Raw genomic sequence first — 16,489 nt, 5'->3', positions numbered from 1 at the left:
AATGCACAGCATCCTTAAAAGAACATTTATTCTATTGCTAATAATGCCTTTGCTGGCAGGAAGCTGGAGCTGTGCTGCAAAGAAAGATATGGAAGAAAAAAAGATCATTTATCAGGGAAATAAGACAATCCCGGAAAGCATTTTAAACGAAGCTAAGATCGCCCTTTCGTATTATCCCGAGTTGGAAGATGTTGAAATTGAATTCAAATTCAAGCAGGACATAAAGAAATCTTTTATGCAGGCGCAGCCAAAGATCAAAAACCTGTTCCAGGGAAAAAGAAACCGAAGTTATTATGTGTTCATGAGCAATAAATTCCTGATCGAGGAAGAAGAATACTCAATGGCCGATGTTCCTTCTGAAGTTCTTATAGGCTGGCTTGGCCACGAACTGGGTCATATTATGGATTATCGGAACAAATCGGCAATGGGATTAATAGTTTTTGGAGCCAGGTATATTACCTCTGAAAACTATATTAAAGAAGCAGAACGCGCTGCCGACACCTATGCCGTGAACAATGGAATGGGTGATTATATTCTTGCCACAAAGGATTTTATTCTGAACCACTCACATCTTTCCGATTCATATAAGGAAAGGATCGCCCGCCTCTATCTTTCTCCGGAAGAGATCCTTGTTCTCGTAAACGAGCTTGAGGAAAAAATGGAAGAGGCCGAAAAAGAGGAAAGTTGATCGATGTTTTATGCGTAGGGTTTAAGGCTTTAGAGATATCACCGCAAGAACCCTCCTTCAATTCTCTACTGGTTTAGGTTTAGTGCGTAACTTTTTAATTGTTTATTGTTGATTGTTTATTGAACTTGCGACAGTTGTGGCATATCCATTGCTCCATTGTATGTTATCTAAACCAATGCCACCGGCAACCATTTATGAAGAGTTTTGCGAATTTCAGCTTCCTGTTTGATGTCTTATCTCAAGTATCACAAAGACCTACATCAAGTTGGTCAACAAGAAGAATTATATTCTTTATCCTGGTTTTTCCATTTCTCGCCGGGAACTGGAGTTGCGCCGCAAAAAAGAACCTTGAAGAAAAAAAGGTCGTATACCAGGACAACAAGATCATTCCCGAAAATATCCTGGAGGAAGCTAAGACTGCCCTCTCCTTTTATCCTGAACTAAAGGATGTGGAAATTGAGTTTAAATATCAAAAAGGGATCAAGAAATCCTTCATGCAGGCGCAGCCTAAGATAACTAAGCTGTTTAATGGGAAAAAAGATCGTAGCTACTATGTTTTAATGAGTAGTAAATTTCTCATACAGGATGAAGAATTTTCAATAACCGAAATTCCTTCTGAAGTACTAATAGGTTGGCTGGGGCACGAGTTGGGACATATTGTAGATTACCGCGATAAATCGGCCATGAAGCTGCTGAAATTCGGAACAAGATATGTTACTTCAGATAAATTCATTAAAAAAGCAGAACGTACAGCAGATACTCATGCAATAAACCGCGGCTTGGGTAAGTATATTTTTGCTACAAAAGATTTTATCCTCAATCACTCCACTTTATCAGACGCTTATAAAAGAAGAAAGGCCCGTCTTTATCTTTCACCAGCAGAGATCCTGGCACTGGTGAACGATCTTGAAGAGGAGGTACCTGAGGAAATAGAAGAAGGTGAAAGTTAGTTTGACATCCTTAAAGTCAATATTTAGGTTGTGCCTTAAAGGACCTTAAGCTGTTGCCTCTTTTGGTCTCGGGAATTTAACACAGTGCTTAACCTCTACCTGTCCACTTGTTTATTGTTAATTGTTTATTGTGAATTGGTCATTGTTTTAACGAATTCCTCCCACTCCGCAAATTTTTCTTCCTTCATCACCTTCTCCATTTTCACCTGTCCGCCTTTCTTTTTATTGGATGCGCTCCATTCTGTAAAAATGCCTGGGGAAACCTTTACTACCTCTACACCTTTTAGCGCCTTACTTCGGGCCACCCCGTAATTTTTATTAGCTTCCTGAAGAGCTGCGTCAAGGGAATCTGCCAAATCTTTCTCATCTACCTTATCTTCAGTTCCCAAATACCATTTATGGATATATTCTCCGTTCTTTTTTACTGCTGCAACAGTGAACTCGGGGATGCTAATATTGAACTTTTCTTCCATTTCCTTAATGGCATCATTCATTTTATTGACGGACAGCTGAGATCCCACAACATTCAGGAAGAATTTTGTTCTTCCGGTTATTCTTATCTCATGCCGTTCAAGATCGGTGAACTTCACGGTGTCTCCAATCAAATATCTCCATGCTCCGGAAACTGTACTTATCAACAGCACATAATCTTTCTCAGCTTCTACTTTTTCCAGCGGGAGTACAGGGGCATCAGGTCTTATTGATCCGTCTTCTTCGATGTATTCCGGTTTAAAAGGCACAAATTCAAAATAGATCCCGTTGTCAACCACCAACTGCATGGAGCGGGTTTCCGGTCTGGATTGAAAAGCCATAAAACCTTCAGAAGCGAGATAGGTATCGATCACTACCAGCGGGTGAGCAACAAGTTTTTCAAATTCCTTCTCATAAGGTTCAAAAGCTACTCCCCCTGTGGAATAGACCATGAGATTTGGCCAGATATTGTGAATATTCGAAACATTGTGATAATCAATGATCTTTTTAAGCATAAGTTCGGTCCACGATGGTATCCCGGTTAGGGCGCCAATATCCCAGTTCTTCGCCTCCTTAGCAATTTGCAACACCCGCTCGTCCCAGTCTTCAATTTCGGCGATTTCAACTCCTGGTTTATAAAAGTTCCTGAACCAGAATGGAATATTACTCGCACTAATTCCGCTTATCTCTCCTTCTTCATGATCCTCGACCTGCTGGAGGTCTGTAGAACTTCCCAACATCATGATCTCCTTCTGAAAAAAATCTGAGGGCAGATCATAATTCGCCAAAGAGCTTACCTGTTTGATCCCGGTTTGACGGATAGCTTCCACCATATCCTCTGTCACCGGAATCCTCTTACTTGATTTCCCTGTAGTTCCCGAGCTTAATGCAAAATATGGAGGTTTGCCCGGCCAGGTCACATCCTCATGCCCCTGATGCATCTTTTCCCACCATTCCCCGTTGATCTTATTGTAGTCAAAAATGGGAATTTGCCGAGAGAATGCTGCTTTGATATCATCTGCCTGTAAGATTTCGGAGAACCGGTAATGCTTGCCAAAAGCAGTGTCTTTTGCCTTTTCCAGCAGGCTTTTCAGTACTTCCTCCTGGGCTTCATAAGGTTTGGGTTGTGAGGTGAGAGCATCCCTGGCCTCAATGAGCCCTTTTATAATAGATCCTATTACTGCCATTATTTCAAATTTGGCTGAAATTACTGAAAAGCCCATGAAGAGCCCGAAGCGCTGGTTTTAATTATCAAGATTTTAACCTTTTTTGATCCTGAGGCCAGAATAATTCCTGCAGAAAAATGCTGACTTATTTTCCCATTTTTGAGACCTTAGCCGCATGGACCTTCAGCCAGATTATAAAGCGCTTCTTGAACTCGCCCATGCCAAAATGCACTTTGGGAAATACAAGGGGAGATATCTTTCAGATTTACCCGAATTTTACCTGGTGTGGTTTCGGCAAAAAGGTTTTCCCAAAGGAAAAACAGGAGATCAACTTCAACAGGTACTCGACCTAAAGGTAAATGGCATGGAAGATATCCTAAGAACAATTAGAAGAAAGTATCCAAAATGATTTTTTGAAGTCCTTTTTTTGTACCCTAAAAACCTTAAAGTTTTGCTAACATATTCTATTGCAAATGGTTTCTTTTTCTTTTCTTCTTTGTAATTTAGCGCCCTGAATAAAAGACGCACCAATACCTCTCTAAAATGGCTGAAACCAAGTATATTTTTGTCACCGGCGGCGTGTCCTCATCGCTTGGAAAAGGCATTATAGCTGCTTCCCTGGCAAAATTACTGCAAGCGCGCGGGTACAAGACCACTATTCAGAAACTGGACCCTTACATCAATGTTGATCCGGGGACCCTTAATCCTTACGAACACGGCGAATGTTACGTGACCGAAGATGGTGCCGAGACAGATCTTGACCTGGGACATTATGAGCGTTTTCTCAATGTAAATACTTCACAGGCCAATAATGTTACTACTGGACGTATTTACCAGAGCGTGATCGAGAAGGAACGCCGGGGGGAATTTTTAGGAAAAACTGTGCAGGTAATTCCTCATATCACCAATGAGATCAAGGAACGTGTGCAGCTACTCGGAAAAAATCACGAATATGATATCGTCATTACTGAAATTGGTGGAACGGTTGGGGATATTGAATCCCTTCCCTACATTGAAGCAGTAAGGCAGTTAAAGTGGGAATTGGGAGATGACAATGCTCTTGTGATCCATCTTACGCTTGTACCATACCTTTCTGCTGCCGGAGAGTTAAAGACAAAACCTACCCAGCACAGCGTAAAAACACTTATGGAAAGTGGACTGCGGGCCGACATACTTGTATGCCGTACCGAACACGAGCTTTCTGATGATATTAGGAGAAAACTTGCTCTTTTCTGTAACGTAAAGCAGGAAGCGGTTATTCAATCGATAGATGCGTCTACTATTTATGATGTGCCGAACATGATGCTAAAGGAAGGGCTTGACACAGTGACCTTGAAGAAGCTGAATCTTCCGGATGATACTACTCCAAATCTTACACAGTGGAATGAGTTCCTGAAACGCCATAAAAATCCGAAGCATGAAGTAACCATCGGGTTGATCGGAAAATACGTGGAACTTCAGGATTCCTATAAATCAATTCTCGAAGCTTTTATTCATGCCGGTGCTGCAAATGAAGTGAAGGTAAATATTGAGAGCATACATTCAGAATTTATTAATGACACCACAATTGAGCACAAGATCGCTCACCTTGACGGAATTCTTGTCGCACCCGGTTTTGGAGAACGCGGTGTAGAAGGAAAGATAGATGCAGTGAGATTCGCCCGGGAAAATCAACTCCCCTTCCTTGGAATTTGTCTGGGAATGCAGATGGCAGTGATCGAATTTGCCCGAAATGTGCTTCAGCTTAAAAATGCCAATTCTACCGAAATGGATCCTACAACTCCCCACCCTGTGATCGATCTTATGAAGGAACAGAAAGAGATCACGCACCTGGGAGGAAGTATGAGATTAGGTTCATGGGAATGTGAATTGAAAGACAATACAATTGCAAAAGAGGTCTATGGCACCAATCAAATCTTCGAAAGACACCGTCACCGTTACGAATACAACAACAGGTATGCTACTCAACTGGAGTCGCACGGCTTAAAAAGTACGGGAGTCAACCCTAAAACGAATCTTGTAGAGATCGTTGAGATCGAGGATCACCCATGGTTTGTTGGCGTACAGTACCACCCCGAATACAAGAGTACGGTTGCGAATCCGCACCCATTATTTATGGCTTTTATAAAGGCCGCTAAAAATTATTCACAGAAAAAAAAGAATGCCAGTCTGGCACAATAGTCTTGTTTGGTTAGAAAGTTGACCTGAAAGGACCGCGGAAGATCCCGCATTTATTAAGTTTTAGAATGGAAGAAAAAAAGTTAGATATCAATTCCCTGATAGGTTTCCTTTTAATTGGAGGAATCCTGCTATGGATGTTGTACATGAACCCCTCTGCACCCGAGGTTGAGGAAGAAACCACCACAGAACAAGTCGTAGTAACTCCAGATGAGCAGGAGCAAGTAACTACACCCAATACGCTTCAAGAGGCAGATTCTGCGGCAGTTGCCCGGGCGGCCAGCAGGTTAGGTGAATTTGGATATTCCGCCACCTTGCCTTCAGCTACAGAGAATGAAACTTCGGTGGAGAATGATGTTTTAGACCTTAAGTTTTCTAATAAAGGTGGATATCTTTCCGAAGTAAGGATGAAGAATTACAAGACCTTCGATTCTATTCCTGTCTATCTCGTAAAAGATAATAACGCTTCTTTCAACCTGACATTTGCAACTACAGATGGCAGGGTGCTGAACACTAAAGACCTTTACTTTGAGCCTACGGTGACCAAAAGCGGAGATAATACTATTGTCTCCATGAAACTTAAGGTTTCTCCCGATGAGTTCCTGGAATACCGCTACGTCCTGAAACCCGGAGAATATATGATGGATTTCACTATTCGCTCTCAAGGCCTCAATGACGTTTTAAATTCTTCGGAACCTATTGTTCTTGACTGGAAGCTTAAAGGTTACCGTCATGCAAAAAGTATTAGTTACGAGAACCGATACACCGAGCTGGTATATGAATATGACGGGGGAGATGATGATTATGTGACCGACGGGGAAGATGAAGATGTTGATATCACTTATGTGGCTTACAAACAACATTTCTTCACCTCTATCCTTCTTACTGACACTCCTTTTGAAACAGGAAAATTCAAATCTGAAGACCTTGTAGAGGATGAAGAGATAGATACGCTTTACACAAAAGCCTTTGCTTCTACGATGCCTTTACAACTGAAGGGTGGTGAGCTAAACTACAATATGAACTGGTATTACGGACCAAGTGATTACCAGATCCTGAATGATTACGATAGAAATCTGGATGAAATCCTGCCGCTTGGTTGGGGAATTTTTGGATGGATCAATAGATATGTATTCATTCCATTCTTCTCCTTTATCACAAATTATATGGGTTATGGGATTGCAATTATTGTCATGACCATAGCTATCAAGCTCGTGTTATCTCCTGTACAGTACAAGCAGTACCTGTCACAGGCTAAAATGAAGGTCTTACGCCCAGAGATCAATGAGCTGAATGAAAAATACAAGGACAACCCTATGAAAAAACAGCAGGAGACCATGAAGCTGTATAGTAAAGCAGGGGCGAGTCCAATGAGTGGGTGTTTACCCGCCTTGATGCAGCTGCCGGTTTTCTACGCCCTGTTCATGTTTTTCCCAAGTGCTTTCCAGCTGAGGCAAAAAGGATTTTTATGGGCAGATGATCTCTCCAGTTATGATACCATAGCTCAATTGCCGTTTTACATCCCCTTCTATGGAGATCACGTGAGCTTATTCCCTATTCTTGCTTCTATAGCCATCTTCATTTATATGATGATGACAACGGGACAGACGATGCAGAACGCTCAGCAACCGGGGATGCCCAATATGAAGTTCATCATGTACCTGTCACCACTTTTCATGTTGATCTTCTTCAACAACTACGCAAGTGGATTATCACTGTATTACCTAACTTCCAACCTTATTACGATTGGCATTATGCTGGTGATCAAGAACTTCATCATTGATGAGGATAAGATCCACGCCCAGATTCAGGAGAACAAGAAGAAGCCAAAGAAACAAGGGAAGTTTGCCCGAAAAATGCAGGAAATGATGGAGCAGGCCGAACAACAGAAAAAGAAAGGTAAATAAGTACTTATCTTTTTAGAAAAATGAAGAACCCGGAATTTCCGGGCTCTTCTGCATTAACCAACCACTATAAAAATGAACTACATTGCCGGCAATAGCACGGTATCTATAACATGTATAACTCCATTATTTGCCTGTACATCAACGACTACTATATTTGAAGTTCTCTCATTAGCATCTGTTATTGTAGCACCATTCTCCAAATCGATCGTGAAGTTTTGTTCAGCTAGTGTGGAAACTTCCATGCCGTCAACCAGCATTGAAGAAGTAACATTAGCTCCTGCGGCCACGTGATAAGCCAAAGTGGAAGCAAGGACATCTTCAGGAATATCTTCAAGTGAACTCATCTCAAGCTCTTCAAGTAAAGCACCAAAAGCATCATTAGTAGGAGCAAATACAGTAAACGGTGCAGGAGAACCTGTTTCCATAAGTGTAGTTACAAAAGTAAAATCATCTTCCCTGGTAAGTGCTGCTACAAGAGTGTCAAAAGTAGGATCGGCCAGCGCAAAAGTCACCACACTTGGTAATCCTATTACAGCATCTACTGCATGTATTACGCCGTTATCAACTTCAATATTAGCTTGCTCCACTGTTGCTACGCCATTGATCATCACTCCATCTTCTGTACTTATATACATGGAAAGATTATTACCTGACGCCCCACCTGTGGCCATACTTTCAATATAACCTGTAGACAGATCTGCTGCCATTAATTCTCCCATCTGCACATGGTTGAGCAATATCTGGGTAAGTGCACTGACCGGAACTTCAGAAAGTGAGGAGAATCCGTTATCTGCAAGGAATGCTGCAAAAGCATCATTATCGGGTGCAAAGACGGTATAATTATCTGCCCCGGCGAGCGTTGAAGTAAGACCGGTCACCTCCAGAGCTGCCTCAAGGGAGGAGTAATTATCATTTGAAGCTACAAAGTCGGCAATGGTGTTGGTTTCAACAACAGGCGGAGTGGTAGCATCATCATCGTCACTGCAAGCCGTAAAGGTGAGCAAAAGGAATAATCCTGTGACTAATTGTTGTAAATTTGAAATTAGTGTCATGAGCTATAGTTTTTTGTTACAATTCAAAGATAAATTTTTAAACAAACGCAAAGTGTTTAAATTTAGTTAATTTATTTTAAACAGAAATATGATTAGATTTTATTGCTCCTTAATCCTCGTTTGCATTTTCACCCTAAACACATACTGTCTACGGGCCCAGGAAGAAATAAAGCAGTATGACAGCGATGGTCTTAGACACGGAACCTGGGTAGAATACTTTGATAATTCTCAGCTCCATCCCAAGTTTGAAGGTCAATTCCACCATGGAGAAAGAGTAGGATTGTTTAAATTTTACCAGGAAGGATTAAAACAACCTGTAGCTTTGATGGAGTTCGACACCACTTCAAAAACTGTCGGCGTAAAATATCTTTCTCAAAAAGGGAAAATAATTAGTCAGGGTATAATGGCCGATCAACAGCGCACCGGTGTGTGGACCTATTTCCACAAGAATTCTGATAAGGTAATGATGACTGAGACATATAGTGAAGGAAAACTTCATGGTCCAAAAAAGGTCTTTTATGATAATGGGGCATTGGCGGAAGAAGCAAATTATGAAAATGGCCGTCTGAAAGGAATCAGAAAACTATTTTCAGTTAAAGGGGTCGTCCTTGAAGACCTCACCTATAGAAATGGGGAATTACATGGTCCGGCAAAATTCTTTAATGGTAAGGGAGAACTTATGAGTGAAGGGCAATACAGGGACAATGAGCACCATGGCGTTTGGCTCTATTATGAAAACGGAAAATTAAAAGAAGAGAAAATTTTTAAATAGCATCTATTAATTAATATATTTACTTTACTCTTAATTAAGACAATATGAAGAAGTATCTTTTATTATTAGCCGCTTTCGGGATTTTCCTTTTTGTATCCTGTAGCGATGATGACGACGACAATGAAGAAATGTCAATAACAGGAACCTGGGAACTCACCTCCACTACTCCCCCCATTCCGGGTTGGGATCTTGAAGCCTGCCCCGAAAATCCCACAATTACGTTTACCGCCAATGGTACTGCAGTGTGGACACTTTACGACTCAGAAAATGAGTGTGCAGAGAGTTCGAGCGAAGGAACCTGGGTGAAAAATTCCGGCAACAATTACACTGTAACAGTGCCCAACTGGGGTGAAGTGACAGGAACAGTTACCTTCTCAGGAGCTAATCAGTTCGATTTCAGCACAACCATACAATCTTTTCCTGTAGTCCTCACTTTCCAAAAATAGGATCTTAGGACAGTTTTTCTTAAAGGCGGCCATGGCCGCCTTTTTATTTTCTCATAATTTCCGCAACTCCTACTTCCTCTCAAAAATGGCAAATTTTGTGTAATTTTGCGGCTCAATTGAGGACAGGAGAAGAATCATGAAAAGAGTAGTTGTAGGTTTATCGGGTGGTGTGGATTCCAGTGTAGCAGCCTATCTGTTAAAGGAAGAGGGTTACGAGGTCATTGGCCTGTTTATGAAGAACTGGCATGATGAAGGAGTGACCATTTCTAAGGAGTGTCCCTGGCTTGATGACTCCAACGACGCAATGCTTGTGGCCGATAAGCTCGGAATTCCATTTCAGACAGTAGATCTTAGTACCGAGTATAAGGAGCGGATCGTTGATTATATGTTCCACGAATATGAACGTGGTCGTACTCCAAACCCTGACGTACTCTGCAATCGCGAAATAAAATTTGACGTCTTTATGAAGATCGCCCTGTCTCTTGGGGCCGATTTTGTGGCCACCGGCCATTATTGCCGTAAAGGTGAAACTACTGTTGACGGCGAGCCGGTGTACCAGCTACTTTCGGGAAAAGATAAAAATAAAGATCAGTCTTATTTCCTTTGTCAGCTTTCACAGGAACAACTGGCAAAGACTTTATTCCCCATTGGAGAACTCCAGAAGAGTGAAGTCCGCCGGATCGCTGCTGAACAAGATCTGGTCACAGCCGAAAAGAAGGATTCTCAGGGCCTATGTTTTATTGGAAAAGTTCGACTTCCCGAATTCCTTCAGCAGAAGTTACAGCCTAAAGAAGGTGATATTGTAGAGATCCCTGCTTCTGAAAACAAATTCCAAAGACCAACTCCCAATTTCCAAAGCAAACAGGAAGAACTGGATTTTCTTGCCAGAAAATATACCTATGATCCTTCCGAAGGAAAAAAAGTGGGTAGGCATCAGGGAGCACACTACTTCACCAAAGGACAGCGCAAAGGTCTGGCCGTTGGAGGAACTCCGGAGCCGCTTTTCGTCATCGAAACTGATGTTGATGAAAATGTAATCTATACCGGACAGGGCAAAGATCATCCCGGAATCTATCGCCGTGGACTTTTCGTTTCTCACGATGAGACACACTGGGTTCGCCCTGACCTTCGCCTGCAAGAAGATGAGGAAATGCAGGTGAAGGCCCGCATCCGCTATCGTCAGGACCTACAACCTGCAACTCTATACCAGACTGCCAACGGATTGTATGTCATTTTTGATGAGCCGCAGGCTTCCATTACCGAAGGTCAATTTGTAGCCTGGTACCTTGAAGATGAACTTATAGGATCTGGGGTTATTTCTTAAATTAGCAGCAATCTTTTCTTCAACCCTTTCAGGTTTTGAAACTCTGAAAGGGTTATAAACTTTAAGCATGACCAACAACCGAATTACTCAGCTTTTCAAGATTAAACACCCTATAATTCAAGCCGGAATGATCTGGGCTAGTGGCTGGAAACTCGCCAGCACTGTGAGTAATCACGGTGGACTTGGAATTATTGGAGCCGGCTCCATGTATCCTGAAGTGCTTCGGGAGCATATCCAAAAATGCAAAAAAGCGACTTCCTTTCCTTTCGCTGTAAATGTTCCCATGCTGTATCCAAATCTTGAACAGATCATGGAAATCATCATTGAGGAAGAAGTTCCCATAGTTTTCACCTCTGCGGGAAACCCAAAAACCTGGACTTCACACTTACAGGAAAAAGGAATAAAAGTGGTTCATGTGGTAAGCAGCGTGAAATTTGCGCTTAAGGCAGAAGCTGCAGGGGTAGATGCTGTTGTCGCTGAAGGTTTTGAAGCCGGCGGACACAACGGGAGAGACGAAACTACAACTTTTACCCTCATTCCAATGGTAAGGGAACAGGTCAAGATCCCATTAATAGCTGCCGGAGGAATTGCCACCGGTCGCGGAATGCTTGCAGCCATGGTATTAGGAGCCGATGCCGTACAGGTGGGAAGCCGTTTTGTAGCCAGCAATGAAGCTTCATCTCATCCAAACTTCAAAGATATGGTAGTGCAGGCAAAAGAAGGAGATACAGTGCTCACATTAAAAGAACTCGCCCCCGTAAGACTGCTTAAAAATCGCTTTTTTGAACAGGTAACAGAGCTCTACTCCAAAAATCCTTCAAAAGATGAACTAATAGAACTCCTGGGGCGTGCAAGAGCTAAAAAAGGAATGTTCGAAGGAGACCTGGATGAGGGGGAACTTGAGATTGGACAGATCTCCGGACTTATACACGACATAAAACCGGCTGCTGAGATCTTACAAGACATGCTCAAGGAATTCGAAGAAGCTAAAGCTGAAGTAGCTGCTTTTTAGGAGGAAAATTTCTCCAATTTCCTCAGTTCTTCCTTAATATATTTTTGCCATTCGAGCTGGGCAGCTTCGTTCATGCTGTGCCTTGTTTCCACGTCAAACTGTTGTTGCATTAAAGCGCGCTCCTGTTCAGCATTCTTGTAGAGAGCCTGTAGATCTGCTTTCAAATTGCGGGAATTGTCAAAATCGAACTCTGCGAGTGCTTTCCGAAGTTTTCTTGCAAAAAGTTCAGTAATGTCGAAATGCAGCTGTTCATGGGCAAGAAGGTTAGGCGAAGCGCTGCCATCTTTCACCCACGACTTCCCGGGAATAAAAAAGGAACTCACCTCGTAACTGTATTCTTTTCCCGTAGCCGAACCTTTCATTGACCAGCCATAGGAGATGCCCGAAGCGGTATTGGCAGAAAAAGGACTGGTAGGATCTGGCGTAGCTTTGAAATCCTTCCAGGTAAGAGCATTATCCTTCCACCCCACTCTTTCCTCATCCAATTGAGCCTGGGCTCCAAAAGAAATGAGAAGAAGGAAAAGGCTGCTAAGAATCGCTTTTTTCATGCTTATAGTGAAAACTTATGTCCAGAACAATATCGGGATGTAAACTGTACAGCACGGGACAGGTCTTCGCTGCACGCTCCAGGATCTTCCTGTCTTTTTCCTCATAGGAAGCCGGAAAGGAAAACACAACTTTTATGCCCGAAATCCTTCTGGGATCGGCAGCCATGGTCTTAGTCACTTCAGCTACAGCTCCCTCAACCTTGATGCCCAGATCACGTGCCTTAATTCCAATAATGGTGAACATACAACTGGCAAGGGCTGTGGCTACAGTGTCTGTTGGTGAAAAAGCCTCTCCTTTGCCCTGGTTGTCCACCGGAGCATCAGTCATGAATATATCCTTGCTTTGCAGGTGCTCACATTGAGTCCTTAGCTCACCAAGATAAGTGACTTTAGATGTCATTACCTAACTACGTTTAAATTAAGATTGCGGTCGTAAGAAACAATATAAATGGCATTGTTGATATAACCCCCATTAGGACGATGTTCGTACTTGAACTTGTTCTCTACATACTGAGTGGTTCCTTCCTGCTTAATGGACTCATAAAGATCTTCAGCCGAAGCAAGTCTAAGAAGTACATCATAAGTTAGATCAAAACCTCTTACCGCTGCCGCATCAGGTGTAACTCCGTATTTCTCCACATATTTTTTTATGAAGTTCCGGTTCTTCTCGGGATCAAAAGCACGATCAACAGATGGATAATGGAAATTCAGTTTTCCAAGGTGATTGTTAGAAATGTTATCACTGTCAAAGGACCTATTCCTGTCCGTAGTCAAAAGAGTTATTTTATGACTGTCGGCCAGAGAATTGAGATATGAAGTGGCATTGCTAAGAATTCCGATCTTACTTGATTCCAGAATGATCCAGTTTGGCCTTGTCTTGTCCAGTGCCTCTGCCATTTGTGCCTGATTCAAAGATCCACTTTCAGAAGGTGTAATGATCCTTGCTGAAGGAAAAGCTGCAGATAATCTTCTACGTTTTTCAGAAGCACTTCCATCGGCAATAATCACAAGATTTTTACCAGCAGAATTATCTGAAATGTAGGTGATCATCGCCTCGCTCAGCATCTCATCGGTAGGACGGGCCTGTAGAAAATTATCAAGAGAAGCAGTCTCTTTTTTAGTGAGTGGTGAAATCACAGGAATATTTCTTTGCTCCAAGCCCCGGGCTACTGTCTCTACTGTAGACTGCAATAGCGGCCCGATTACAGCATCAACATTATCAAAGTTCCTGCTGTTAAGAAGTAGATTGACCTTTCCGGGATTTTGTTCTGTATCCAGAACTGTTAGATCTGTAGATATACCAAGAGTCCTGGCAGAATCAACAGCCATAAGAACCCCGGTGTAAAAGTCCAGGGAAAGTTGCATCACTTTATCCTTTCTAATTCTTTCTTTAAAGTTGTCTGTACTGTCAGTCACCACAACTTTATTCTTATTGAACGGCAACATTACCACCAGGTTCTTGGTCTTATAGTTGGTAATATTACGCTCAAGGTTGATGTATTCTTCAGCTACATACTCTCCAACCCCTTCAGCCAGTTCAACATTCGGAATTCGGAGAACCATACCTGATTTTAATCCATCAGCCAAAGCAGGATTTAAAGAAACCAAAGAATCCCTGCTTATTCCGAAGCGGCGGGTAAGACTGAAAATAGTTTCCTGCGGTTGTACCTGGTAATATTTGAACAAGTTCCCCTCAACATCAATTACCTTTTCAACATTTCCATTACGGACCTTTATCACCATTCCCGGTTGTAAAGTCTGCATGTTTGGATTAAGCCTTTGCAGGTCGGCAATTGTCACATTATATCTGCGTGAAATTCCGTAAAGGGTTTCCTGCGGAAGTACAACATGCTCCTTAATACTAAGGTCTAAAGGGTTTGAGCGGGAAGGAGTCGGATTCTGGGTAGCAGCAGCTTTTGGAGCTCCCTTAGGAATCCTAATCCTCTCTCCCCTGCGCAACTCTGCAGAATAAAGATGCTTATTGAACCTTTTGATATCCTCAATGCTTACGTTATACTCCTGTGAAAGACTAAAAAGAGTTTCCTGCCGCTTTACTTTGTGCATCACAAACTGCTGATTCCTGTCTTCAGGAGTTTGAGCTGTTTCCGGGCGGCCCGTGGTAACAGGAACCACCAGTTTTCCGTCAGGTTTTATGCCTCGACGGGCATCGGGATTATATCTAAAAAGGGTCTCTTCAGAAATATTGTATTGCCTGGCGATCTGCGCTGTAGTTTCTCCTCTTTTTACAATGTGATATTTGTACTGTTGAGCAAAAGCATGAACGACAAACATTTGTAAAAACAGGAAAAGAACTGCAATTTTTTTCATAGGTTTTATATTATTCCCACTCAATAGTGGCGGGGGGTTTGGAGCTTATATCATACACTACCCTATTAACGCCTTTAACTCTGTTAATTATTGTATTGGATGTCTTCTGTAAAAAATCATATGGTAGATTCACCCAGTCTGCCGTCATACCATCTGTGGATTCCACAGCACGTAAAGCAACAACTTTTTCATAGGTCCTTTCGTCTCCCATCACTCCCACAGAATTCACCGGCAATAGAATTGCACCTGCCTGCCAAACCTTGTCATAGAGCATCCATTCTTTGAGTCCATTGATAAAGATAGCGTCCACCTCCTGCAAAATACGAACTTTTTCAGCAGTTATATCTCCAAGGATCCTTATAGCCAATCCCGGTCCCGGGAAAGGGTGTCTACCCAGCAATTCCTTATCGATCTCCAGCTCGGCACCTACTCTTCGCACCTCATCCTTAAACAACATTCGTAAAGGCTCAACTACTTTTAGTTTCATGTAGGCCGGCAAGCCTCCCACGTTGTGGTGAGATTTAATAGTTACCGATGGGCCATTCACAGATACAGATTCTATCACATCGGGATAGATCGTACCCTGCGCCAAAAACTTCACATCCTGTATGCGGTGGGCTTCATCATCAAAAACATCAATAAAAGTCTTCCCTATAGCCTTCCGTTTACCTTCAGGATCTGAGATACCTGCGAGGGCATCCAAAAAACGTGCCGAAGCATCTACCCCTTTTACGTTAAGACCCATGTGCTTATACTGATCAAGCACGCTCTCGAACTCATCTTTTCTAAGCAATCCATTATTGACGAAGATGCAATAAAGATTCTTTCCAATGGCCTTGTGCAACAGCACAGCCGCAACAGTAGAATCTACTCCCCCGCTTAGTCCCAGTACAACTTTATCGTCGCCAATCTGCTTTTTCAGGTCTTCTACGGTCATATCCACAAAAGCCTCCGGCGTCCACTCCTGTGCAACTTCCGCAATATTAACAAGGAAGTTTTCCAGCAACTGCTTGCCGTCTGTAGAGTGGTAAACCTCTGGGTGGAATTGAATTGCGAAGGTCTCTTCCCCCTCAATTCTGTATGCAGCATTGAGCACATCCGGAGTACTGGCAAGGCGAACTCCATTCTCGGGCAGTTCCTTGATTGTATCACTGTGGCTCATCCACACCTGGGAATTTTCTGTAATGTTCTGGAACAAAGCTTCTCCATCCTTGATGACTGAAAGATTCGCACGGCCATACTCCCTTATCTCTGAAGCTTCTACCTTTCCGCCGTTGAAGTGAGCCAAATATTGAGCGCCATAACATACCGCCAAAACAGGCAATTTTTTCCTGATTTTTGAAAGATCAGGATGAGGAGCATCTTCAGCCCGTACAGAAAACGGACTTCCGGAAAGTATAACTGCTTTAAAAGTGGAAAGATCCTCAGGGATCTTATTGTAAGGGTGAATTTCGCAGTAAATATTCAGTTCTCTTACCCTGCGGGCTATTAACTGAGTGTACTGCGAACCAAAATCTAGAATGAGAACATTGTTTTGCATGTGCAAAAATAGGAATTTGAGCCTATTATCCTCGCCGGAATTGCATTTTTGTATTACTTAAAATCCGAAGATGAATTTTTTTACCTGGTATGTTGCTCCTCCAGGAT

At 42.5% G+C, this 16,489-nt stretch carries 15 protein-coding genes; 9 read left to right on the top strand and 6 right to left on the bottom strand.

The features are described from left to right. Window position 1: 1 nt before the first annotated feature. Window positions 2-688 (top strand): hypothetical protein, encoded by a 687-nt coding sequence (locus ACXYMT_RS07175; RefSeq protein WP_459058400.1) that lies wholly within the window; start codon window positions 2-4, stop codon window positions 686-688. Window positions 689-882: 194 nt separating this feature from the next. Continuing rightward, window positions 883-1,638, top strand: a complete 756-nt coding sequence (locus ACXYMT_RS07170) for a hypothetical protein (RefSeq protein WP_459058399.1) — start codon at window positions 883-885, stop codon at window positions 1,636-1,638. Window positions 1,639-1,763: 125 nt separating this feature from the next. Here the strand turns inward: ACXYMT_RS07170 and ACXYMT_RS07165 are convergent, their stop codons facing one another. Beyond that, window positions 1,764-3,296: a GH3 family acyl-acid amido synthetase gene (locus ACXYMT_RS07165; protein WP_459058398.1), complete on the bottom strand. Its 1,533-nt coding sequence runs from the start codon at window positions 3,294-3,296 to the stop codon at window positions 1,764-1,766. 154 nt (window positions 3,297-3,450) lie between these two features. On the opposite strand from ACXYMT_RS07165, the gene ACXYMT_RS07160 reads away from it, so the two are divergent. The 3 genes from ACXYMT_RS07160 (at window position 3,451) to yidC (ending at window position 7,360) form a co-directional block, all read left to right on the top strand. Further along, entirely contained in the window at window positions 3,451-3,684 is a 234-nt protein-coding gene (locus ACXYMT_RS07160) for a DUF3820 family protein (RefSeq protein WP_459058397.1), read from the top strand. A gap of 134 nt (window positions 3,685-3,818) precedes the next feature. Next, window positions 3,819-5,456 carry a CTP synthase gene (locus tag ACXYMT_RS07155; RefSeq protein ID WP_459058396.1) on the top strand — a complete coding sequence of 546 codons (1,638 nt, stop codon included), beginning with the start codon at window positions 3,819-3,821 and terminating at the stop codon, window positions 5,454-5,456. Window positions 5,457-5,521: 65 nt separating this feature from the next. Beyond that, the gene (yidC, locus tag ACXYMT_RS07150; protein ID WP_459058395.1) at window positions 5,522-7,360 is read left to right on the top strand and encodes a membrane protein insertase YidC; all 1,839 of its coding nucleotides are present in this window, start codon (window positions 5,522-5,524) and stop codon (window positions 7,358-7,360) included. A 77-nt stretch (window positions 7,361-7,437) separates the two neighbouring features. Here the strand turns inward: yidC and ACXYMT_RS07145 are convergent, their stop codons facing one another. Next, a complete protein-coding gene (locus ACXYMT_RS07145; protein ID WP_459058394.1) occupies window positions 7,438-8,412 on the bottom strand; it encodes a fasciclin domain-containing protein in 975 nt (324 codons plus the stop codon). 88 nt (window positions 8,413-8,500) lie between these two features. Here ACXYMT_RS07145 and ACXYMT_RS07140 point away from each other — a divergent pair, with 88 nt between their 5' ends. The 4 genes from ACXYMT_RS07140 (at window position 8,501) to ACXYMT_RS07125 (ending at window position 11,966) form a co-directional block, all read left to right on the top strand. Next, complete coding sequence (locus ACXYMT_RS07140) at window positions 8,501-9,184, top strand: toxin-antitoxin system YwqK family antitoxin (RefSeq protein WP_459058393.1); 684 nt, start codon at window positions 8,501-8,503, stop codon at window positions 9,182-9,184. Between the two features lie 44 nt (window positions 9,185-9,228). Beyond that, a complete protein-coding gene (locus ACXYMT_RS07135) occupies window positions 9,229-9,630 on the top strand; it encodes a lipocalin-like domain-containing protein (RefSeq protein WP_459058392.1) in 402 nt (133 codons plus the stop codon). 136 nt (window positions 9,631-9,766) lie between these two features. After that, window positions 9,767-10,954 carry a tRNA 2-thiouridine(34) synthase MnmA gene (gene mnmA / locus ACXYMT_RS07130; protein ID WP_459058391.1) on the top strand — a complete coding sequence of 396 codons (1,188 nt, stop codon included), beginning with the start codon at window positions 9,767-9,769 and terminating at the stop codon, window positions 10,952-10,954. Between the two features lie 67 nt (window positions 10,955-11,021). Then, the gene (locus ACXYMT_RS07125; RefSeq protein ID WP_459058390.1) at window positions 11,022-11,966 is read left to right on the top strand and encodes an NAD(P)H-dependent flavin oxidoreductase; all 945 of its coding nucleotides are present in this window, start codon (window positions 11,022-11,024) and stop codon (window positions 11,964-11,966) included. Here ACXYMT_RS07125 and ACXYMT_RS07120 read toward each other — a convergent pair. The 4 genes from ACXYMT_RS07120 to guaA are packed head-to-tail and all read right to left on the bottom strand — an operon-like array spanning window position 11,963 to window position 16,382. Then, on the bottom strand, window positions 11,963-12,514 hold the full coding sequence (locus tag ACXYMT_RS07120) for a DUF922 domain-containing protein (RefSeq protein ID WP_459058389.1): 552 nt from the start codon (window positions 12,512-12,514) through the stop codon (window positions 11,963-11,965). The genes ACXYMT_RS07125 and ACXYMT_RS07120 overlap by 4 nt on opposite strands. Continuing rightward, entirely contained in the window at window positions 12,495-12,914 is a 420-nt protein-coding gene (locus tag ACXYMT_RS07115; RefSeq protein ID WP_459058388.1) for an OsmC family protein, read from the bottom strand. The genes ACXYMT_RS07120 and ACXYMT_RS07115 overlap by 20 nt, the downstream gene beginning before the upstream one ends. After that, window positions 12,914-14,842 carry an amino acid ABC transporter substrate-binding protein gene (locus ACXYMT_RS07110; RefSeq protein WP_459058387.1) on the bottom strand — a complete coding sequence of 643 codons (1,929 nt, stop codon included), beginning with the start codon at window positions 14,840-14,842 and terminating at the stop codon, window positions 12,914-12,916. The genes ACXYMT_RS07115 and ACXYMT_RS07110 overlap by 1 nt, the downstream gene beginning before the upstream one ends. A gap of 10 nt (window positions 14,843-14,852) precedes the next feature. After that, window positions 14,853-16,382 (bottom strand): glutamine-hydrolyzing GMP synthase, encoded by a 1,530-nt coding sequence (guaA, locus tag ACXYMT_RS07105; protein ID WP_459058386.1) that lies wholly within the window; start codon window positions 16,380-16,382, stop codon window positions 14,853-14,855. Window positions 16,383-16,489 lie beyond the last annotated feature (107 nt).

The organism is Salinimicrobium sp. CAU 1759 (genome assembly GCF_054482715.1).
The sequence above is the reverse complement of the archived record's forward strand: the minus strand, read 5'-3'. Positions and strand labels throughout refer to the sequence as shown.

Bases quoted from the DNA above. Each gene is read 5' to 3' on its own strand.
- ACXYMT_RS07110 (WP_459058387.1), bottom strand. From the start codon at position 14,842: ATGAAAAAAATTGCAGTTCTTTTCCTGTTTTTACAAATGTTTGTCGTT.
- ACXYMT_RS07170 (WP_459058399.1), top strand. From the start codon at position 883: ATGAAGAGTTTTGCGAATTTCAGCTTCCTGTTTGATGTCTTATCTCAA.
- ACXYMT_RS07115 (WP_459058388.1), bottom strand. From the start codon at position 12,914: ATGACATCTAAAGTCACTTATCTTGGTGAGCTAAGGACTCAATGTGAG.
- ACXYMT_RS07135 (WP_459058392.1), top strand. From the start codon at position 9,229: ATGAAGAAGTATCTTTTATTATTAGCCGCTTTCGGGATTTTCCTTTTT.
- mnmA (WP_459058391.1), top strand. From the start codon at position 9,767: ATGAAAAGAGTAGTTGTAGGTTTATCGGGTGGTGTGGATTCCAGTGTA.
- ACXYMT_RS07160 (WP_459058397.1), top strand. From the start codon at position 3,451: ATGGACCTTCAGCCAGATTATAAAGCGCTTCTTGAACTCGCCCATGCC.
- ACXYMT_RS07125 (WP_459058390.1), top strand. From the start codon at position 11,022: ATGACCAACAACCGAATTACTCAGCTTTTCAAGATTAAACACCCTATA.
- yidC (WP_459058395.1), top strand. From the start codon at position 5,522: ATGGAAGAAAAAAAGTTAGATATCAATTCCCTGATAGGTTTCCTTTTA.
- ACXYMT_RS07140 (WP_459058393.1), top strand. From the start codon at position 8,501: ATGATTAGATTTTATTGCTCCTTAATCCTCGTTTGCATTTTCACCCTA.
- ACXYMT_RS07145 (WP_459058394.1), bottom strand. From the start codon at position 8,412: ATGACACTAATTTCAAATTTACAACAATTAGTCACAGGATTATTCCTT.
- ACXYMT_RS07175 (WP_459058400.1), top strand. From the start codon at position 2: ATGCACAGCATCCTTAAAAGAACATTTATTCTATTGCTAATAATGCCT.
- ACXYMT_RS07120 (WP_459058389.1), bottom strand. From the start codon at position 12,514: ATGAAAAAAGCGATTCTTAGCAGCCTTTTCCTTCTTCTCATTTCTTTT.
- guaA (WP_459058386.1), bottom strand. From the start codon at position 16,382: ATGCAAAACAATGTTCTCATTCTAGATTTTGGTTCGCAGTACACTCAG.
- ACXYMT_RS07155 (WP_459058396.1), top strand. From the start codon at position 3,819: ATGGCTGAAACCAAGTATATTTTTGTCACCGGCGGCGTGTCCTCATCG.
- ACXYMT_RS07165 (WP_459058398.1), bottom strand. From the start codon at position 3,296: ATGGCAGTAATAGGATCTATTATAAAAGGGCTCATTGAGGCCAGGGAT.